Below are 20,371 nucleotides of genomic sequence, written 5' to 3' on the forward strand. Positions count from 1 at the left end.
TCCTCACTCCGGCGCATACCGGTCGGTCCAGGTGGCACCGCCGTCGGTGCTGGCGACGACCCGGTCACCGGCGAGCGCGGCGAAGAGGGTGCCGTCCTGCACGGCGATGCTCTGCGGCTCACCCGGTACCGCTGCGCGCCGCTGCCACTGTTGCCCGCCGTCAGTCGACGACCAGACCGCGCCGTCCGGGGCGACCGCCCACACGCCGGTGCGGTCCCAGGTCAGCAGGCCGACGGCGGGGGCGCCGGGCACCGGCTGCCAGCTGCGGCCGCCGTCGGTGGAGCGCTGCAGGCCGTCGCGTCCGACGGCGAGAACGGTCTCGCCGTCGGTCGGGCTGACCGCGAACCCGCCGATCGCAGTCCGGGAACGTTGCTCCCAGGTCCGCTGGTCGGAGCTGACCATGAACGCGCCGTCGGTCGAATTGTGGCCGTAGACCGAGCCGTGGGCGACCTGGAGTCCGTGGAAGTCCGCCGCACCGGAGAGCGACTTCTCCCGCCAGGTCGCCCCACCGTCGGTCGACTCGATCAGGCCCACGTTGGCCGGGCCGTGCGCGGAGTGGCCGGAGGCCAGGAAGTGCCCGGGGCCGACCACGGTGAAGCCCATCAGGTCCAGGTCGTCCGTCGAGACGCGTACGGCGGTGTGCGGGTCGTCGATGCGGAACAGCCCGACGTGCGTGGCGACGTGCAGGGCGCCGCTGCCGGGGTCGACCGCGATCCCGTGGACGTGCCCGAATCCCGCGTGCCCGGCACCAGCCGTGGTGTGGTCGTCCGAAGATCCCTGAGCGCGCAGGGCGAACACCACCACCACGGCGGCGATGAGGGCCAGCGCGGCCAGCGCCGCGATGACGCCCTTCCGCGTCGGTGGGGCCGGCGCACCGCGGCCCTGCGTCTTGCGCCCCGATCCGGACCTGCTGCGCGGTCGCGTCGGCTGCGACGTCCTGCTCATCGGCTACGTCCACTTCCTCGTCGTCGATCGACCTGCCCGGTGAGGAGTCCCCGGTGCGGGTTCAGGGTGACCTCTCGTCCCTACCAACCATGACTCGAAGCCGCCGGAACGCCCCTTCGAGGGCCATGAAGATTCTCTGAAGAAGAGGCCCGGCCCCTACTCGCCGGGCCGGCGGTTGATCACGCTGGAGACGCAGACCGAAGGAGTCGCCATGTCACCGCCGCTCACCCGCCGGCACCTGATCGCCGGGATCGCCGGGGCCGCCGGTCTCGCCGGCACCGCCGGGGTCGTCGCCGCCGTAGCCGACCGCAACACCCCGAAACTGGTCGACCCTCACGCCGAGGCCGTCCGCCGCGCCGAACTGGCCCGGCACCGCCCCGGTGCCGCCACCGTCCGCGCCACCCTCAACCCCCGCCCGGTGACCCTGGACCTGGGCGGAGTGACGGTCGACACCTGGGGGTACGCCGAGGCCGCGCCCGGCCCGCTGATCAGGGCGACGGCCGGTGACCTGCTCCACGTCGACGTGGTCAACGACCTGCCTGCGGACACCAGCGTGCACTGGCACGGCATCGCGCTGCGCAACGACATGGACGGCGTTCCCGGGGTCACCCAGGATCCGATCGGCGCGGGCGGGCGTTTCACCTACGAGTTCACCGTGCCCGACCCGGGAACCTACTTTTACCACCCGCACTCGGGGGTGCAGCTCGACCGGGCGCTCTACGGCGTCCTGATCGTGGACGACCCGAACGACGCGGGCCGCTACGACCAGGAGTGGATCGTCGTCCTGGACGACTGGGTCGACGGCACCGGGCGCACCCCGGACGACGTCCTGGCCGCCCTCGGCGGGGATATGGGCGGCATGCACGGCGGGCACGGCATGCCCGGCATGAACCACGGAGGTGGGATGCCGATGGGAGACGGTGGAATGGAGACCATGATGTCGCCGCTGCTCGGCGGCGCGGGCGACGTCGACTACCCGCACTACCTGATCAACGGTCGGGTGCCGGCCGCCCCCGTCACGCTCACCGCCCGGCCCCGGCAGCGGGTACGGATTCGACTGGTCAACGCCGCCTCCGACACCGCTTTCCGGGTGGCGCTGGGCGGACACCGGCTCACCGTGACCCACACCGACGGGTTTCCGGTCGTCCCGGACGTCACCGACGCAGTGGTCGTCGGCATGGGGGAACGGGTCGACGTCGAGGTCGTCGTCGCAGACGGGGTGTTCCCCCTGGTCTCGGTCGCCGAGGGCAAGACGGGGCAGGCACTCGCGGTGGTGCGGACCGGAGGCGGACAGCCACCGTCAGCCCAGGTACGTCCGGCCGAACTCGACCGCCGCGTCATCCTCACCAACCAGCTGCGGGCCGCCGACAGCGTACGGCTGCCACATCGCGCACCGGGCCGGACCCACGAGCTGGTCCTCGGCGGCAGCATGATGCCCTACCGCTGGACCATCAACGGCAAGACCTTCACCAACGCCGAGCCGCTCCTGGTGCGGGAGGGCGAACGGGTACGGCTGCGGATGGTCAACCAGACGATGATGTTCCACCCGATGCACGTGCACGGACACACCTTCGCCCTCCGCGACGGCGGCCTACGCAAGGACACCGTCATCGTCACCCCGCACCAGAACGTCACCGTCGAGCTCGACGCCGGCAACCCTGGACAGTGGATGATCCACTGCCACAACATCTACCATGCCGAGACCGGCATGATGATCAACCTCGCGTACCAGCCGTGAGCCGCCCGTACACGTGACCGGCCGGTCAGAGCGAACATCGGCTCAGCGCAGCGGGACCGACCCGGGTCGATGCGGGTGCGGAACCGATACTGGCCGCGCGGGTACGTCGCCTGGCGGTGCAGTTGGTTGGCGGTCATCTACCGCTGGCCGTCGGCGGCCACGAAAACATGGTGTCGGGCCGCAGCAGCCGCGGGTCGTAGATCAGGTCTCGTACTCGACGCCGGTCGGCTCTACCTCACCTCCTACGCCCACGGCGCGGTGCCAGCTCGCGAGTATGAAGATTCCCTGAAGTGCGCGCCGGTGAGCCAGGATGCTCGGTTCGTCCGGTCAGCGCGTGGGTACGGGCGATCGAGTAGCGGCGGCACCGTGGGGAGATCGCGGGCCGCACCGCAGTCGGAAGTGGCGAGAGGTCACGACGAAGAAGTGGAGGCCCAAGGATGATGGACGAGCGGAAATCAGGCGGAGTTGTTCGCGGCAAGGGACTGTCGCACGAGATGAAGATGTACCTGCGTTTCGCGGCGATGATCCTGACCGCCATGGTCGTCATGTACGGCGTGATGTATCTGAGTACCTGGCGGTGGAGCGACATCCGCTTCAGCGAGAGCCGCATGTTCATGGCGTTCGCCATGGGTGGCACGATGGGCATGGTCATGCTCGGCTGGATGCGGAACATGTACCGCAACACCAAGGCGAACCTGGGCATCGTCGCGGCGAGCGTCCTTCTGCTCGGCACGGGTGTGGTCCTCGACCGCAGCCAGGCCACGGTGGACGACAGCGGCTGGATGAACTCGATGATCCCGCACCATTCGATGGCCATCACCCGGTCCGAGCGCGCCAACCTCAACGACGTACGGGTCTGCCGGCTCGCTGTGGAGATCAGCGAGGCGCAGCGGCGAGAGATCTCCGAGATGGAGTGGCTCATCGAGGACATCCGGCGCAATGGCGTGGCCGAGACCCCCGAGGAGGCGCAGGCCCGGCCCGTCCCCGAGTACGACGAGTCCGCCAGCCGCCGATGCCCCGCCGGTTGAGCATGAACGAGTGCTCGGCACGACACCCCATCAGCGGTTTGAGGATGGCTGAAGGGCTCCAGTGATGCCGCGGCCCGGTGGGTGGTTCCTCGGGAAGGGGGCGCAGCAGGAGTCGGTGCGCGGCAGACAGCCTGTGATCTCGGACGGATTTGCCACCGATCCCGCCTCAGGAAGTCGCAGCTCGCCTGTGGTGCCAGTTACCGGAGGGGGGTACAGGTATCTGGCATGACGCGAGGTTGTGGCAGATATTCATGCCAGGGGGGCCAGTGGTCGGCCACGTAGACTGGTTGCCATATACCCCTACGGGGTATAGCGTGCCGTGTGGAGGTGGAGGGCATGAGAGACCAACACGCGACGCACGCCGATGCCATGGTGGTCACCAACGACGACGAGCATCACCGGCATCAGGTGGGTGAGCACGCTGACGGCGGGCATCACGGCGGTGCCGGGCCGAGCGGTGGCCACCACCACGCTGGGCACGGATCCGCCGGCGGGCACGGTTCCCATGACAAGCACGCGGGCCACGATCCGGAGCAGTTCCGGCGCAAGTTCTGGCTTAGCCTGGCGCTGACGATTCCGATCGTGGTGACCAGCCACATGGTGATGGGCTGGTTCGGCTACACGATCGACTTCCCGGGCATGAGCTGGGTGGGTCCGGTTCTCGGCTCGGTGGTCTTCTTCTACGGCGGCTGGCCGTTCCTGATCGGCGGTGTCCGCGAGGTCCGCGACCGGGCGCCCGGGATGATGCTGCTGATCTCGATGGCGATCACGGTGGCCTACGTCGCCTCGATGGCGACCAGTCTCGGCGCGTTCGACCTGGACTTCTGGTGGGAGTTGGCCGCGCTCGTCTCGATCATGCTGCTGGGTCACTGGCAGGAGATGAAGGCGATCGGTCAGGCGCAGGGTGCGCTCGCCGCGCTGGCGGCGCTCCTGCCCGACGACGCCGAACAGATCGACGCCGACGGCGCGGTGCGCCGCGTGCCGGTGGCCGACCTGCGGGTGGCGGACGTGGTTCTGGTCCGCTCGGGTGGCCGGGTGCCTGCCGACGGCCGGATCATCGACGGGTCGGCCGAACTGGACGAGTCGATGATCACGGGGGAGTCCCGGCCGGTTTCCCGCGGCGTCGGGGACCGGGTCGTGGCCGGCACGGTGGCGACCGACTCCGCGCTGCGGATCCGGGTTGACGCGGTCGGGGAGGACACCGCGTTGGCGGGCATCGGCCGGCTCGTGGCGCAGGCGCAGGCATCCAGCGGCCGGGCTCAGGTGTTGGCTGACCGGTTCGCGGCGATGCTGTTCTACGTCGCCACCGCCGCCGCGCTTGTCACCTTCGCCGCCTGGTGGGCACTGGGCGACCTCGACCAGTCCGTCGTCCGAACGGTGACGGTCCTGGTGATCGCCTGCCCGCACGCGCTCGGGCTGGCCATCCCGCTGGTGATCGCGCTGTCCACGGCGGTGTCGGCGAAGGCCGGCATCCTGGTCAAGGACCGCCTCGCCCTGGAGCGGATGCGCACCGTCGACGCCGTGCTGTTCGACAAGACCGGCACCTTGACCAAGGGCGCGCACACGGTCACCGCCACGGCCGCCGCCAGCGGCGTCAGCGAGGACGAGGTACTGCGTATCGCCGGCGCGGTCGAGGCCGACAGCGAGCATCCGCTCGCCAAAGCCCTGGTCAAGGTGGCACAGGACCGAGGACTGCGGGCGGTCGCCGCGAATTTCCGATCGCTGACCGGTCGCGGGGTCCAGGCGACCGTCGACGGCACCACCTGGGCGGTGGGCGGGCCCGCCCTGCTGCGGGAAGTTGGTGCACGGGTTCCCGAGGACCTGGCTACCACCACGCAGATGTGGTCGGCCCGCGGCGCGGCGGTACTGCACCTGATCCGGCTGTCGCAGACGGGCCAATCGGTCGCGGTCGGCGCGTTCGCACTCGAGGACGAGGTCCGCGCCGAGGCCCGTGAAGCGATCGCGGAGCTGCGCGAGCAGGGCATCGGGAAAATCGTGATGATCACAGGTGACGCACGCCCGGTCGCCGAGGCGGTCGCCGCGGACCTGGGGTTCCGGCCCGGGGTCGACGAGGTGTTCGCCGAGGTGCTGCCGGCGGACAAGGACCGGGCAGTGGCCGACCTGCAGGCCCGGGGGTTGACCGTGGCGATGGTCGGCGACGGCGTCAACGACGCGCCCGCCCTGGCCCGCGCCGACGTCGGCCTGGCCATCGGTGCGGGTACCGACGTGGCGATCGAGTCGGCCGGGGTCATCCTGGCCTCGTCGGACCCGCGCGGCGTCACTGGCGTCATCCGGCTGTCCCGGACGTCGTACCGGAAGATGGTCCAGAATCTGGCCTGGGCCGCCGGGTACAACGTGGTGGCGATCCCACTCGCTGCCGGCGTGCTGGCCTGGGCCGGGGTCACGCTCAGCCCGGCTGTCGGTGCGGTGCTGATGTCCGCCTCCACCATCGTGGTTGCCCTGAACGCCCAGCTCCTGCGCCGGGTCAAGCTCACTCCCGGACGACACTGACACGGTGCGTACAACGGCCCGGTCGGGGCGATCCGGCCGGGCCGCGGCACGCCTGGGCACGCGCCGTCTGAATCGCTGCCGGCCCCGGCGCGGGGAGATCAGCCGCGCTTCATGAGGCGGCCGACGGCGGCCATCATCTCGGTGGCCATTTCGTCGGCGCGGCCCTCGGCGGCACCTTCGTGCATGCAGTGTCGGGCGTGTCCGTCGAGCAGGCCGAGGGCGACCTTGTCCAGGGCGGCCTGGATGGCGGAGATCTGGGTGAGCACGTCGATGCAGTAGCGGTCGTCGTCGACCATCTTCTCGATGCCGCGGACCTGGCCCTCGACGCGGCGGAGCCGGGCGAGCAGTTGATCCTTGCTGGCGGTGTATCCGCGGATCGGCGTGGGTGTGGTCATGAAACCCAGAATAGCCTACCCCGGGGGGGTATGCTAACGTGCGATGAGAGATACCTCTGGGGGGTATCTTCGGGCGGCGAGCCGCCCGTGGCGATTGTTTGGGAGGAGCGACCTGATGACCACCGCCACCTATCAGGTGAAGGGTATGACCTGCGGGCACTGCGTGAGTTCGGTGAGCACCGAGATCAGCGGGATCGCCGGCGTACGCGATGTCCAGGTCGACCTCGCCTCCGGGCAGGTCACCATCAACAGCGAGGCGCCGCTGGATCCCGCAGCGGTTCGGGCCGCGGTCGACGAGGCCGGCTATGAGCTCGTCAACGCCTGACCGTTCTTTCGAAGCTGACAAGAACTGAGGTATCCAGTCATGAACACGGCGACGAAGCTGAGCGGTTTCGCGCTCGGCCTCGCGGCGGTGTTCGGTGCGGCGTACGGGGTCGGCCAGCTGGCCGACCCCGTCGCGCCAGCCACCGGGACCCGCCACGACACGACCGCCGCTCACGGCAGCGCCCCCCATGACGGAACCGGAAGCGAAGCGGCCTCCCAGATTCCCGGCGGGCTGCTGGTTTCCGACCGCGGCTACACCCTGGCCCCGGTTTCCGCCCCACCCGGCGAGTTCGCCTTCCGGATCACCGGTCCGGACGGGCAGACCGTCACCGCCTTCGACGAGGCCCACGACAAGCGGATGCACCTGATCGTCACCCGCAGGGACCTGTCCGGCTTCCGGCATGTACACCCCGAGATGGCCGCCGATGGCACCTGGCGGGTGGCCGCACCGTTCGGGGATCCGGGAACCTGGCGCGCCTTCGCCGACTTCATTCCCACCGGCGGTGAGGCACTCACGCTCGGCGTGGATGTCGACCTGCCGGGCGCCTTCACTCCGCGACAGGTGCCTGCGCCAGCACGCACCGCCAGCGTGGACGGCTACACGGTTGCCCTCGACGGTGACCTACGGCCGGGGGCGACCGCCAAACTGACCCTGACCATCAGCCGGGACGGGGTGCCGGTCACCGACCTGCAGCCCTACCTCGGCGCCTACGGCCACCTGGTGGCCCTGCGCTCGGGTGACCTGGCCTACCTGCACGTGCACCCCGACGGGGAACCAGGTGACGGGCGCACCGTATCAGGCCCACAGGTCACCTTCCACACCGAAGTTCCCTCGGCCGGCACCTACCGCCTGTACCTGGACTTCCAGCACGCCGGCACGGTGCGGACAGCCGAGTTCACCCTGACCGCCGTCGGTATCGGGGACCGCGCACCGGGCAGCCCGGCAACGCCGCACGGGCCCTCCAGCCCGGCCGCGACCACCACTGACGGGCACGGCGACCCCGGCCACGGCCACGACTGATCGGAGCTGGCGATGACATCCAGTGCGAAGCCCTTGCAGCTCGCCGCGAATCAGATCGAGCTGGCCATCGGCGGGATGACCTGCGCCTCCTGCGCGGCGCGGATCGAGAAGAAGCTGAACCGGCTGGACGGTGTGTCGGCCACGGTCAACTACGCCACGGAGAAGGCGACCGTCCAGTACACCGGCGCCATCACCCCGGACGACTTGATCGCCACCGTGGAGAAGACCGGCTACCGCGCCGCCCTGCCACCCCCGCCAGGTCCCGCCAGCACCTCCCAGCCGGCCGAACCGGTCGACGAACTGGGCAGCGTACGGACCCGCCTGTGGGTCTCCGTGGCGCTGAGCGTCCCGGTGATCGCCCTGGCCATGGTGCCGGCCTGGCAGTTCACCTACTGGCAGTGGCTGTCGCTGACCCTGGCCGCCCCGGTGGTCGTCTGGGGCGGCCTGCCGTTCCACCGCGCGGCGCTGGTCAACCTGCGCCACGGCGCCGCCACCATGGACACGCTGGTCTCGATGGGCACCCTCGCCGCCTTGGGCTGGTCGGTCTGGGCGCTGTTCCTCGGCGACGCGGGGACGCCCGGGCTGACCCACCCCTTCAGCTTCGACGTCAGCCGAGACGGTGGTGCCGGGCACATCTACCTGGAAGCAGCGGCCGGCGTCACGACGTTCATCCTCGCGGGCCGCTACTTCGAGGCCCGATCGAAGCGGACCGCCGGGGCGGCACTGCGCGCCCTGCTGGAACTCGGTGCGAAGGACGTCGCCGTGCTCCGCGACGGCGCCGAGATCCGCATCCCTGTCGATCAACTCGTGGTGGGGGACCGGTTCGTGGTGCGCCCGGGCGAGAAGATCGCCACCGACGGGACGGTGCACGAGGGGACCTCGGCGGTCGACGCCAGCATGCTGACCGGCGAATCCGTTCCGATCGAAGTCGGTCCCGGCGACACCGTGGTCGGTGCCACCGTCAACGCCGGCGGCCGGCTCGTCGTCACCGCCACTCGCGTCGGCGCGGACACCCAGCTCGCCCAGATGGCGAAGCTCGTCGAGCAGGCGCAAACCGGCAAGGCCGCGGTGCAGCGACTGGCCGACCGGATCTCGGGGGTGTTCGTTCCCATCGTGATCGCCCTCGCGGCGGGCACCCTCGGATTCTGGATCGGCAACGGCGCTGGTCTGGCAGCAGCGTTCACCGCCACCGTGGCCGTACTGATCATCGCCTGCCCGTGCGCGCTCGGGCTGGCCACCCCGACCGCGCTACTGGTCGGCACCGGTCGTGGCGCCCAGCTCGGCATTTTGATCAAGGGGCCGGAGGTGCTGGAATCGACCCGGCGGATCGACACGGTGGTGCTCGACAAGACCGGCACCGTGACCACCGGAAAGATGACCTTGGTGGACGTGCGCCCGATCGAGGGCCAGGACGCCGACGAGCTGCTCCGGCGCGCCGGGGCGATCGAGACGGCCAGCGAACACCCGATCGCTCAGGCGATCGCCGCCGGCGCCGCCGATGCGGGGCCGCTGCCGCCCGTGACCGGGTTCGCCAACGTCGAAGGCCTCGGCGTGACCGGCGTCATCGAGGGCTGTGAGCTGGTGGTGGGCCGTGCCCGGCTGCTGCGTGAGCGCGGCCTGCACATTTCCGCCGAGGTGGAACGGGCCGCCGGCCAGGCGGAATCCGCCGGGCGTACCGCCGTGCTGGCCGGCTGGGAGGGACGCGCCCGCGGTGTCCTCGCCGTCGCCGACGTGGTCAAGCCGACCAGCCGGGCGGCGGTCGGCCAGCTGCGGGCGCTCGGCCTGAAACCGATCCTGCTCACCGGCGACAACACCACTGTCGCGAACGCGGTGGCCGCCGAGGTCGGTATCGACGAGGTGATCGCCGAGGTGCTGCCCGCCGACAAGGTCGACGTGGTCAAGCGTCTCCAAGCCGACGGGAAGGTGGTGGCCATGGTCGGCGACGGCGTCAACGACGCTGCCGCGCTCACCCAGGCCGATCTGGGTCTGGCCATGGGCACCGGCACCGACGTGGCGATCGAGGCATCCGACCTGACGCTGGTCCGGGGCGACCTGACCGCCGCCGTGGATGCCATCCGGCTGGCCCGGCGTACCCTGCGGATCATCAAGAGCAACCTGTTCTGGGCGTTCGCCTACAACGTCGCCGCCCTGCCCCTGGCGGCGGCAGGGCTGCTCAACCCGATGATCGCCGGTGCCGCGATGGCCTTCTCCTCGGTCTTCGTGGTCGCCAACAGCCTCCGCCTGCGCCGTTTCTACCCCATCGGATAAGGCCCCGCACGTTCAGGCGCCCATTCCTCGTCCGGATGGGCGCCTCGCATCGCCTTCGAAGTCTGCTGGGCGTCGACCAGCCAGCGCTCGCTCGCGCCCGCTGAAGGCCTGTCGTCAGGACGCTCGTCGACCTCTGGCCTCATTCGAGAGGCAGACCCATGGGCGCGGAGGGCATGACGGACGAGCTGACGGGTAGCTGAACAGATGACCCACGACAAAGGAGCCGACGATGACAACCATGGCGATGCTTGACACGTACCCGCAGTCCATGAACCTGGATCGCACGAAGTTGGCGGCGGTGATCGACACTCTCCACGCGTGTAGCCAGGCGTGCACCGCGTGTGCGGACGCCTGCCTCAGCGACAACATGGTTGCCGAACTGACCAAGTGCATCCGCTCGAACCTGGACTGCGCTGACATCTGCACCACCACCGCGCGTGTCCTGTCACGGCACACCGGCTACGACGCCAACATCACCCGCACCATGCTCGAAGCGTGCGCCACCGCCTGCAAGGCATGCGGCGACGAGTGCGCCGCGCACGCCGACATGCACGAACACTGCCGCGTCTGCGCAGAGGCGTGCCGTGCCTGCGAGCAAGCGTGCCGGGACCTGCTCGCCACGATCAGCTGACAGCAGCCGAACGGGCGGCCGTCACCGAATCTTGAGCCCCTTGCGCCCATTCGTTGCGGCCGCCCCACCCGTGCGATGCCGCCGGGCCGAGCCGCGGGCGGCGAACCCGGTCGCCCCCCTCGGTTTGTAGATGGCCAGTACCGTGGCCGTCAGAAGGATCACCAGGCCGCCGACGGCATGGACGACCAGCGACACCACCGCCTCACGCCACTGCATCCCATCCGCCGTGGGCGGTGACGCCACCGTCGCGTCGGCGAGCGCGGCAACCGGTTCCACTTGCATGATCAGGACTGCCGTGGCCACCACGACGATGGCCAGCTTGATCAGCACCCACCAGTGACGCACCAGGCCCCACGGTGAGACGAGCGACGACACCACACCGCTGAGCAGCGAGGCGACCGCGAGGGGAACGATCGCGAACCGTACGGCCAGATCCATCGCCAGGCAGGCAGCGCGCATCACGAGCGGGTCGTCGCCGCGTAGCGCTGCCAGGGCCAGGACGAGGAACACGACGACCGCGCCGAGCCACCCGAGCGACGTCACCGCGTGCACGAACAACGCCGCCTTGCGGAGGTGCCACCGCACGCGTGCTACCGCCCGCCCGGCAGATGCCGGCCCGGACCATGCTCACCGGCCAGACCGGTCACCTGGAAGACGACGAACGTCACCAGCAGCAGCGCCACCACCAAGCCCACGACCTTGACCCACCGCGGCGTACCCGTCGACGACCCCTGCCCCTCTGCCTGATCCGCCATGACACTCCCTACCGATGTCGCGCCACCTGACTCCAGCTTTATCGAAACAGTGTGTCTTACTGCGGTCGTGGTGTCTACACAGGCGGCGGGGTGTATCGTGCAAGGGTGCCGAGGTTGTGGAACGACACGATCGAGGCGCACCGGACGGCGGTGCGCCACGCGGTCCTCGACGCCGCCGCAACCCTGGTCGCCGACCACGGCCTGACCGGCGTGACCATGTCGGGCATCGCCGAACTCACCGGCATCGGCCGCGCCACCCTCTACAAGTACTTCCCCGACGTCGAAGCGATCCTGCTCGCATGGCACGAACGGCAGGTCACTCACCACCTCGATCACCTCCGTGCCATCCGGGACAACGCCGACGGCCCATCGGAGCGGCTGCACGCCGTCCTGGCGGCCTACGCGCGGCTGTCGCGGCACCGCCATGGCGGTGACCTCGCCGCCGCCCTGCATCGAGGCGACCACGCCACCGAGGCACACGCACGCTTGCATGCCCTGCTCCGGGAACTGATCACGGACGCCGCCGAGGCCGGACAGGCCCGCGACGACATCCCCGCCGATGAGCTTGCTGCCTTCTGCCAGCACGCGCTGACCGCCTCGGCAACCGTGACATCCGATGACGGGCTCCACCGCCTCGTCAGGCTCACCCTCACCGCGATCCACCCCGCTGCCGACCGCCCAACCTCCCAGCAAGCCCCACGCTGACGCCGGTCAGTCGAGGGCCTGACAGCCTTGGCCAACGTGGCATACGGAAGATCTTCGGGATCTCGGGCTGCAGAGGTCGCTGGTGACAGTAAGACAAGCGGTTCGCCGCTCGATGTTGCTATGGCGTGGAGGCCGAGAGGCGGCTTCGCGGGCAGATGTTCGATCGGGAGAAGCCTTGTTCTGTATCTCGAAGGAGTGAGGGGCGCCGGTCGTTGATCTCCAGCGCCCCTGTCGGGCCGGACATCTCACAACCGTCTCACGGACGGTCTGGCAAGCCTCGGTGAATGTCGGTGCGACCCACACTCTGACCTTGCCGCTGACCCGCACGTCCGGCACGATTCGGCACTGCCTGGCGGACCTCAGTAGGTCGGCTGGTTCACTGGGGGTCAAGGGGTCGTCGGTTCGAATCCGGCCGTCCCGACATTACGAGGGTTTTCGCAGGTCAAAGACCTGCGGGGACCCTCACTTCATTATCCAAGATCGACGTGGCGGCGGGTAAGCCGTTGCTGGAACCCCTGACTCGGGTGGTCTTGCGAGTCGATCTTCGCCGTCGTGGCTGAGAATCGCCTGGTGGGCGTGCAGAGTCAGCCTCGCTGAGGGGTTGTTGGACCGCTTGGCAGTGGACGATTCTTGGGTAAAACGGGCGCGGTCGACCTATCCGACGTCGACTGGTGGACGTGGTTGGTGTGGGCCGCCTTCGTCCAGTTACGCCTCGCCTGAGGTGCCCTCGTCGATCTACGCCGGCACTGGAGGGCCCTGCATCATCCGGCTGCGTTTTCACGTCGGTGGGCGGTGGGGTGGAGGCGGCCACGATCGGCGTCGAGCGTGCTGGTGGCGGCGGGTCGCGATCTCCGCCGCAGTGCGCCAGTGCCTCGGCGGCAGGGCAGGTTAGTGGTCGGCAGGGCGGCGCACAAGGTGTGCTCCTGATCACATATTGATTTTCATCGAACGGTTTCCCGTCGCCCTAAGTGATCAAGCGATGTTGCGCCCATCGATGCATTGCTTGTGATCGATATTGCGTGGTGGGTGACGGTTTTTTCATGGCGTAGCGGGGCGGTCGGGGGGAGGTTGAGGCCCTACTGTCGCTGCCACTGCTTGCTCTCAGCGGGGGTGTGTGTTGGGCGTTCGGTGGCGGCGTGGGTTGTCCGCGGCGGTGGCGGCGGTGGTGGCTGTCGGGGTGATCGGTGTTCCGGCGCCGGAGCGGGTCGTTGCGGCGGGACGACAGTGCGTGGACGTGGCCGGCTCCGAGGTTGAGGCAAGGGCGCTGGCTGCCTCCTGCGGGCAGCCGGTGGTGGTGGACGGGTCGCGGACGGAGTTCGCCGAGGTGACCGCGTTGCCGGACGGGCGGCTGCAGTTCGCGTCCGCGGTGGTGCCGCAGCGCACCCGTAAGGCCGGCAGTTGGCGGGATATCGATCTCAACCTGGCCCGGGGTGGAGACGGGTTGTGGCGCCCCGGGGTCTCGGTCGCGGACGTGGCGTTCTCGGGTGGTGGGGACGGGGCGATGGTAACGCTGACGCGTGGCGGGCGGACGGTCACCCTCTCGTGGCCGGGGACGTTGCCGGCGCCGACGGTGTCGGGGGATGCGTTGACCTACGCGGACGTGCTTGCCGATGTGGATCTGGTGGTGCGGGCGACGCGGACGGGCTTCACGCACGTGCTGGTGGTCAAGACGCGGGCGGCGGCGACGCATCCTGACGTCCGTGAGCCGCGGTTCCGCATTGGTGGGGACGTCGAGGTCGTGGCGGGCCCGGATGGCGGCCTGCGGGCGATGGCAGGTGGTGCTGTGGTCGCTTCGGCAGAGCCGGCGGTGATGTGGGATTCCCGGGTGGGGGCGGTGGACGGCGTCTCGGCGCGGGGGTCGTCGACCGAGAGTTCGCCGTCGACCGCGACGGTGGCGGGGGATGCGGCACGGACCGGCAAGGTTGATGTCGAGGTGTCTGGCGACCACCTGGTGCTGCGTCCGGATGAGACGTTGCTGGACCATCCGGATGTGGTGTTCCCGCTGTTCGTGGACCCGGCGTGGTCGGTGTTCAAGAGCAAGTGGGCGTACGGGACGAACAACGGGTCGTCGAACTCGGACACGAGTCGCGCGCGAGTGGGGCTGAACCCGGATACCGGCGCCCTTTACCGGTCGTACTTCGCGTTCTCGACGACGGCCAACGGAGTGTCGCTCAAGGGCAAGCACATCGAGTCGGCGTACGTGCAGATGAAGCTGGACCACTCGTGGTCGTGCGAGCCGACGGTGTCGGCGATGTATCTGACCTCGGCGATCAACGCGACGCCGAAGGCGACGTGGTCGACGATGAAGATGAGAGCGTTCCTGAACTCGGCGAAGGGGAACGCGAATGAGGCCGGCGGTTGTTCGTCGATCCAACCCGACATGATCATGAACTTCAAGGGCTCGAACACCACCAACCAGGTGCAGGCCGCGGCGACCGGGAACTGGAGTTCGATCACCGTGGCGTTCACCGCCCGCGCGGCGGATGGGTCGGGGGAGTCGACGGAGGATCGTTGGAAGAAGTTCTTTCCCAATGATGCGAAGCTGATCGTCGACTACGACACCAAGCCCGGTGCCCCGCACACCCTCCAGGCCGCTGGCGTGACCTGCGGCTCCGGTGTGCTGACGATCGGCACATTGGCCCCGACGTTCTCGGCGGTCTTCCCCGACGCAGACAGCAGCGACTCACTGACCGGCACCTTCGAATGGATCGAGGTGCCGGCGGGCGGCATAAGCACCGTGACGTCCACCTTCCCGGCCCGTAAGAGTCCGCCGCCGGCGAGGACGGGAATCACCCCGAACAGTCGGGCGACGAGTTCCGCGGTGACGGTCGCCAAGGGACCTACCTACGCGTTCCGCGCCAGGGGCACCGACAAGGCCCCGTACTCGATCACCGGCTCGTGGTCGTCGTGGTGCCAGTTCACCCCGGATACCACGGTGCCGCCGGTGCCCACGATCACCCCGGGCACCGCCGGTGGCCCGGGCAAGACGATGACCTTCTCGATCAGCACCACTACCACGGACGTGACCAAGTTCCGCTTCGGCTGGTCCAACCCGCCCACGACCGAGGTCGCCGCCAGCGGCACCAACCCGAAGACGGCCACGGTCACCGTCACCGTGCCCAGCTTCGGGCAGAACACCCTCTGGGTTCGTGGCATTGACGCCACCGGCAATCTCGGCAACATCGGTTCCGCCACCTTCACCGCACCCCGACCCTCACCGGCTATCGCCCAGTGGGGTCTGGAGCAGTACCCCGGCGTCGACCAGACGTCCGCGCTCGCCGATCAGCAGCCCACGCTGGGCGGTCTAACCGACCTGAGCGCGTCCAACGTCAGCTGGGTCGACGATGTTCGCCTGAACGGTGGCAAGACCGCTGGCCTCAACGGCAGCTCGTCGGTGTTGACCACGCCGGGCAGTGTCGTCAACACGGCCAACTCCTTCAGCATCGCCACATGGGTCCGGCTCACCTCGCTGCCGACGACCGGCGATGTCGTCATCGCATCCCAGGCGGGGGCGAGCGCCGCCGGGTTTCATCTGGGCACACGGTTGGTCGGGTCTCCGTTGACGCCACGGTGGTCGTTCCTGATGAAGGACAGCGACGACCAGTCAAGTACCACCCGTGCGGCGTACAGCGCCACGGCCTTGACCTCTGCCGATGTCGGGCGTTGGACGCACATCGCGGGCGTGTATGACAAGGCCGCTGGCAAGGTCCGGCTCTATGTCGACGGCGAGCTTGTCTCCGAGGTCGACCGCAGCGGCACGCCGTGGAACGCCACCGGCACGTTCGCGGTGGGTCGGGGGTGGAGCTCCGGCGTAGCGAGCAACTGGTTCCACGGCACCGTCGCCGACGTTCAGGCGTACGACCGGGTGCTGGTGCCGCATGATTTCGTTGGCCAGCTGGCACAGGATCCGGCCTCCGGCGGGTTCCACGAGCCGGGGATGCTGACTCCGGTGCGGGTGGGCGACTGGGACTTCGAGTTCGCGACGCCTTGCTACCTGGCCGATCTGCGGGACACCTGCCAGGTGCGCGACATAGTGACGAGCTGGGATCGGTGGCTGGCACTGACGCGCGGTTCCGCCGTGGGAGCCGGCTATGCCACCGACGGCTCGGGGCTGTGGCTCGACGACGAGTACTTCCCGGAGGAGGGGTACACCGAGAGCACCGCGGAGTACGGGCGAAGCGCGGTGAAGGCGGGGACCACGCCGCCGGACGCCGACGGTCTGGAGTTCACCCAGTGGCAGGACAAGCCGGTCCTGCGTACCGATCAGTCGTTCACGATGTCGGCCTGGGTGATGCTCGACCGGCTCGACGGCATGCGGACGGCGGTGTCCCAACGTGGGCAGCATGCCAGCGGCGGCTGGCTCAAGTTCAACTCCACTCTGAGCAAGTGGCAGTTCGCCATCAGCGACGAGGACACCAGCACCACACCGACGGCCAGCATCACGTCGACGTCAACCGCCGAGGAGGGCGTGTGGACGCACCTTGTCGGCGTGTACGACGCTGGGCGGAAGCAGATCCGCCTCTACGTCAACGGTGAGCTCGAAGGGGTCACGCAGAACATCTCCTTCACTCCGATGGTGTCGACCGGACCGCTGTTGGTGGGCCGGGTCCAGTGGCAGGGCCAGTTGAAGGACCCGTGGATCGGCGGCATCGACAACGTCGCCGTGTTCCAGGGCGCACTGACGGACACGGCGGTGTACATGCTGTACGACTCGTAGCCCGCGGCCAGGCCGGGTGGCAGCACGCTCCGGTGCTCGGGGCGCCGCCGACCAACGTAGGCCGCTCACCTGCTGACCCGCGGGCCGGACCGAACACGTCCGACGTCCAGCTCGCGCAATTGCCGATATGACCCATCTGCACCCCTGCTCCAAGCGGCTTTCCTGACCGGGGAGAAAGCATGTTCTCTGCACTACCTGCCCACGATTCGCGGCAGCCACGACGGAGCTTGCGTGCAGCCGGCCGCCTGCGCCGGTGGATCGCCGGCCTGACGGCCGTTCCCGTGGCGGCGTCGCTGCTGGTCGGTGTGCCGGCCGAGGCGGTCGCCCCGAAGGCCGAGCCGACGCGGCCACCGGCAGAAAAGCTCGACACGCACGGCGCTTCTGTGTCGGGGCGGGCGTGGACGCAGAAGCTGATGCAGGACACGCCGCTCCCAAAGCCGGTGTGGCCGACAGCCAGCACCGCCCGGATCACGCTCGATTCGCCGAGCACGTCAGGTCGGGGCGTCAGAGCGGGTGCCCTTCCGGTGTGGGTCGCTCGCGGCAGCGGTCCGGCCGGTGCGCGGGTCACCAGCGTCGACGTGCAGGTGGTGGATCGGGAGTCACTACCGGGCAGCTGGCGTGACGGCCTGGTGCTCAAGGTGACGGCGCCGGCCGGGGCTGCGGCCGGAACGGCAAAGGTGTCGGTGGACTACAACTCGTTCCGGCACGCGGTGGGCGGGTCTTGGGCGTCGCGGCTGCGGCTGTGGCAGGTCCCGACCTGTGCCCTGTCGACACCGGACGCGCCGGGTTGCCGGTCCGTGCCGCTGCCCACGAGGAACGACCTCGGTACGGGAGTGGCGACCGCGGAGGTGACCGCCCCCACCTCGACCATGCCGAGGGAGCTGAGCCGGCTGTCGGGGGAGACGACCCCGGCGGCTGGCTCGTTCATCGTCTTGGCGGCGGCCGGGTCGGGCGCGGACGGCGACTTCACCGCCACCGGCCTCGCGCCCTCGTCGACCTGGTCGGCGGGCGGCTCGTCCGGTGACTTCTCGTGGAACTATCCGCTGCGTACGCCGCCGGCGACCGGCCCGGAGCCGTCGGTCGCCCTGGCCTACTCGTCGGCCTCGGTGGATGGCCGCTCCGAGGTGACGAACAACCAGCCGTCGTGGATCGGTGAGGGTTTCGACTATTCGCCCGGGTTCATCGAGCGGCGGTACGTGCCCTGCGCGGAGGACCGGAAGACAAGCGGCGCGAACAACACCACCGACACCGGTGACCTGTGCTGGCGCTCGGACAACGCGACGATGAACCTGAACGGCCGCAGCACCGAGCTCGTGTTCGAGACCGGCAAGGGTTGGCATACCCGCTCGGAAGACGGATCGAAGATCGAGAAGTTGACCGGCGCATCGGGCAACGGCGACAACAACGGCGAGCACTGGAAGGTCACCACCACCGACGGCACCCAGTATTTCTTCGGCCTGCACGCGCTGCCGGGCCACACGGCGAAGACCAACTCGGCCCTAGCAGTGCCGGTGTTCGGCAACCACACGGGGGAGCCGTGCCACGCCGCGGCCTTCGCCAGCTCCGACTGCCAGCAGGCCTGGCGGTGGAATGTGGACTACGTCGTCGATGTGCGCGGCAACACGATGTCGTTGTGGTACGGCAAGGAGACCAACAAGTACGCCCGCAACGACACCGACTCCGACGACGTGTCCTACGACCGGGCAGGGTATCTGGAGCGAATCGACTACGGCACCTACGACCGAACCGCGGACATCCACGGGGTGACGGAACGCAGCACCAGTCCGTACGCGCGGGTGGTGTTCGAGACGGACATGCGGTGTTTCGACAACTGCGGCACCGAGTCGAGCCCGGTGAAGGCGTCGTGGAAGGACACCCCCTGGGATCAGGAGTGCAAGGCGTCGGCGACGTCGTGCGCGCAGCAGTACTCACCGACGTTCTGGACGACGAAGCGGCTGAAGAAAATCACCACGAGGGTGTGGGACACCACCAAGACCACCCCGGCCTGGCAGGACGTCGAGTCATGGACCCTGTCGCACACCTTCGCCGCGACGGCGGACTCCACACACACCGGACTGTGGCTGAACCGCATCGACCACGCGGGGCACGTAGGCGGCACCGTCAGCCTGCCGCCGGTCACCTTCGAGCCGGAGTCGTTGCCGAACCGGGTACTGACCGAGCACGGTACGACCGACAACTGGCTACGGATCTCCAGCATCGTGACGGAGACCGGATCCCGGATCAAGGTCGACTACGCGCAGCCGGAGTGCACCGAGGCGATCGTCGAGACGTTGAACCCGCACACGAACACCAAACGGTGCTACCCCGTGCGGGTGCCGGACCCGGCCGACCCCACCGGTGAGCGGCTCATCACCGAATGGTGGCACAAACATCGGGTCGAGCACGTCGCCGAAGACGACATCCAACTCGCCGACGGGCACCAGGCGCCGTCGAAGCACACCTGGTATCAGTACGTGGGATCGCCGGCCTGGCACTACGCCGACGACGACGGTCTGACCAGACCGGAACGTAAGACATGGTCGCAGTGGCGTGGCTACGCGCAGGTCAAGACCCGCGTCGGTGACGACTCGGCGACCCAGACACTCGCCGTGACAACCTTCATGCGGGGTATGCACGGCGACAAGGCCAGCCCGAGCGGCGGCACCCGCAACGTGACGGTCCCGGCCTCACTGGGCACCGAAACCGTCTACGACGAGGACCAGTTCGCCGGCCAGGTGCGCGAGCAGGTCGTCTACAACGGCGTCGAGACCAAGCCGGTGTCGAAGACGGTGAACGTGCCGTGGCGGTCCAACCCGACCGCGAGCCGGACGATCAACGGCGACACCGTCGAGGCCCGGTTCGTCGACACACAGACCACCTACACGGCCACCGCCCTGGGCGTCGACGGGAGCCAGGGCTGGCGCACCTCCCGGGGCACCAAGAACCTGGATCACACGTACGGCACGGTCAACTGGTCACAGGACGACGGCGACATCGCCGTCACCGGCGACGAGAAATGCATCACCTACCGCTACAACCGCAACACCGGCAAGAACCTCACCACCACGGTCAAGCAGACGACCACCACCGCGCTGGCCTGCGGCACGACCCCGTCCACCGTCGATGACGTGATCTCCGACGCGCGGACCTACTACGACGAAGCCAGCAGCGTCGACACCGCCCCGAAGTACGGATCGGTGACGAAGACCGAGCAGATCAAGGACTGGTCGACCGGCACCGGCACTGTGTGGCAGGTCGTGTCGCAGGGCGGCTATGACTCCGCGGGCCGGCCGGTGAGTGCGACCGACATCAAGGGCAATGTCACCACGACTG

At 69.0% G+C, this 20,371-nt stretch carries 13 protein-coding genes and 1 pseudogene; 10 read left to right on the forward strand and 4 right to left on the reverse strand.

The features are described 5' to 3' along the window. Positions 1-3: 3 nt before the first annotated feature. The gene (locus ACFY2A_RS24455; RefSeq protein WP_387174855.1) at positions 4-945 is read right to left on the reverse strand and encodes a F510_1955 family glycosylhydrolase; all 942 of its coding nucleotides are present in this window, start codon (positions 943-945) and stop codon (positions 4-6) included. Between the two features lie 211 nt (positions 946-1,156). Here ACFY2A_RS24455 and ACFY2A_RS24460 point away from each other — a divergent pair, with 211 nt between their 5' ends. The 3 genes from ACFY2A_RS24460 (at position 1,157) to ACFY2A_RS24470 (ending at position 6,222) form a co-directional block, all read left to right on the forward strand. Continuing rightward, positions 1,157-2,683 carry a multicopper oxidase family protein gene (locus ACFY2A_RS24460; RefSeq protein WP_387174857.1) on the forward strand — a complete coding sequence of 509 codons (1,527 nt, stop codon included), beginning with the start codon at positions 1,157-1,159 and terminating at the stop codon, positions 2,681-2,683. A gap of 437 nt (positions 2,684-3,120) precedes the next feature. Then, positions 3,121-3,711: a DUF305 domain-containing protein gene (locus tag ACFY2A_RS24465; RefSeq protein ID WP_387174859.1), complete on the forward strand. Its 591-nt coding sequence runs from the start codon at positions 3,121-3,123 to the stop codon at positions 3,709-3,711. 369 nt (positions 3,712-4,080) lie between these two features. Continuing rightward, positions 4,081-6,222, forward strand: a complete 2,142-nt coding sequence (locus ACFY2A_RS24470) for a heavy metal translocating P-type ATPase (RefSeq protein ID WP_387174894.1) — start codon at positions 4,081-4,083, stop codon at positions 6,220-6,222. A gap of 98 nt (positions 6,223-6,320) precedes the next feature. Here the strand turns inward: ACFY2A_RS24470 and ACFY2A_RS24475 are convergent, their stop codons facing one another. Then, positions 6,321-6,617, reverse strand: a complete 297-nt coding sequence (locus ACFY2A_RS24475; protein WP_139583992.1) for a metal-sensitive transcriptional regulator — start codon at positions 6,615-6,617, stop codon at positions 6,321-6,323. A 115-nt stretch (positions 6,618-6,732) separates the two neighbouring features. Between ACFY2A_RS24475 and ACFY2A_RS24480 the strand changes: the two genes are divergently transcribed. The 4 genes from ACFY2A_RS24480 (at position 6,733) to ACFY2A_RS24495 (ending at position 10,861) form a co-directional block, all read left to right on the forward strand. After that, positions 6,733-6,942, forward strand: coding sequence for a heavy-metal-associated domain-containing protein (locus tag ACFY2A_RS24480; RefSeq protein WP_387174861.1), 210 nt, complete (start codon positions 6,733-6,735; stop codon positions 6,940-6,942). A gap of 39 nt (positions 6,943-6,981) precedes the next feature. After that, positions 6,982-7,962, forward strand: coding sequence for a hypothetical protein (locus tag ACFY2A_RS24485; protein ID WP_387174863.1), 981 nt, complete (start codon positions 6,982-6,984; stop codon positions 7,960-7,962). 12 nt (positions 7,963-7,974) lie between these two features. Then, positions 7,975-10,230, forward strand: a complete 2,256-nt coding sequence (locus ACFY2A_RS24490; protein WP_387174865.1) for a heavy metal translocating P-type ATPase — start codon at positions 7,975-7,977, stop codon at positions 10,228-10,230. Positions 10,231-10,459: 229 nt separating this feature from the next. Continuing rightward, positions 10,460-10,861 carry a four-helix bundle copper-binding protein gene (locus ACFY2A_RS24495; protein WP_387174867.1) on the forward strand — a complete coding sequence of 134 codons (402 nt, stop codon included), beginning with the start codon at positions 10,460-10,462 and terminating at the stop codon, positions 10,859-10,861. A 21-nt stretch (positions 10,862-10,882) separates the two neighbouring features. Here ACFY2A_RS24495 and ACFY2A_RS24500 read toward each other — a convergent pair whose 3' ends face one another. Continuing rightward, positions 10,883-11,413 carry a DUF2269 domain-containing protein gene (locus ACFY2A_RS24500; RefSeq protein ID WP_387174869.1) on the reverse strand — a complete coding sequence of 177 codons (531 nt, stop codon included), beginning with the start codon at positions 11,411-11,413 and terminating at the stop codon, positions 10,883-10,885. Positions 11,414-11,451: 38 nt separating this feature from the next. After that, complete coding sequence (locus ACFY2A_RS24505) at positions 11,452-11,616, reverse strand: hypothetical protein (RefSeq protein WP_387174871.1); 165 nt, start codon at positions 11,614-11,616, stop codon at positions 11,452-11,454. A 105-nt stretch (positions 11,617-11,721) separates the two neighbouring features. Here ACFY2A_RS24505 and ACFY2A_RS24510 point away from each other — a divergent pair, with 105 nt between their 5' ends. From ACFY2A_RS24510 to ACFY2A_RS24520, 3 genes and pseudogenes are all read left to right on the forward strand, one after another. Then, positions 11,722-12,321, forward strand: a complete 600-nt coding sequence (locus tag ACFY2A_RS24510) for a TetR/AcrR family transcriptional regulator (RefSeq protein ID WP_387174873.1) — start codon at positions 11,722-11,724, stop codon at positions 12,319-12,321. Between the two features lie 1,117 nt (positions 12,322-13,438). Beyond that, a complete protein-coding gene (locus ACFY2A_RS24515) occupies positions 13,439-17,038 on the forward strand; it encodes a LamG-like jellyroll fold domain-containing protein (protein ID WP_387174875.1) in 3,600 nt (1,199 codons plus the stop codon). A gap of 245 nt (positions 17,039-17,283) precedes the next feature. Continuing rightward, positions 17,284-20,371, forward strand: a pseudogene (locus tag ACFY2A_RS24520) (hypothetical protein); the annotation flags it as partial.

It is taken from the genome of Micromonospora sp. NPDC000442, assembly GCF_042898635.1.
Classification (GTDB): domain Bacteria; phylum Actinomycetota; class Actinomycetes; order Mycobacteriales; family Micromonosporaceae; genus Micromonospora.

Excerpts from the sequence above, each read along its gene's own strand:
- ACFY2A_RS24455 (WP_387174855.1), bottom strand. The coding sequence starts at position 945 with ATGAGCAGGACGTCGCAGCCGACGCGACCGCGCAGCAGGTCCGGATCG.
- ACFY2A_RS24460 (WP_387174857.1), top strand. The coding sequence starts at position 1,157 with ATGTCACCGCCGCTCACCCGCCGGCACCTGATCGCCGGGATCGCCGGG.
- ACFY2A_RS24465 (WP_387174859.1), top strand. The coding sequence starts at position 3,121 with ATGATGGACGAGCGGAAATCAGGCGGAGTTGTTCGCGGCAAGGGACTG.
- ACFY2A_RS24470 (WP_387174894.1), top strand. The coding sequence starts at position 4,081 with ATGGTGGTCACCAACGACGACGAGCATCACCGGCATCAGGTGGGTGAG.
- ACFY2A_RS24475 (WP_139583992.1), bottom strand. The coding sequence starts at position 6,617 with ATGACCACACCCACGCCGATCCGCGGATACACCGCCAGCAAGGATCAA.
- ACFY2A_RS24480 (WP_387174861.1), top strand. The coding sequence starts at position 6,733 with ATGACCACCGCCACCTATCAGGTGAAGGGTATGACCTGCGGGCACTGC.
- ACFY2A_RS24485 (WP_387174863.1), top strand. The coding sequence starts at position 6,982 with ATGAACACGGCGACGAAGCTGAGCGGTTTCGCGCTCGGCCTCGCGGCG.
- ACFY2A_RS24490 (WP_387174865.1), top strand. The coding sequence starts at position 7,975 with ATGACATCCAGTGCGAAGCCCTTGCAGCTCGCCGCGAATCAGATCGAG.
- ACFY2A_RS24495 (WP_387174867.1), top strand. The coding sequence starts at position 10,460 with ATGACAACCATGGCGATGCTTGACACGTACCCGCAGTCCATGAACCTG.
- ACFY2A_RS24505 (WP_387174871.1), bottom strand. The coding sequence starts at position 11,616 with ATGGCGGATCAGGCAGAGGGGCAGGGGTCGTCGACGGGTACGCCGCGG.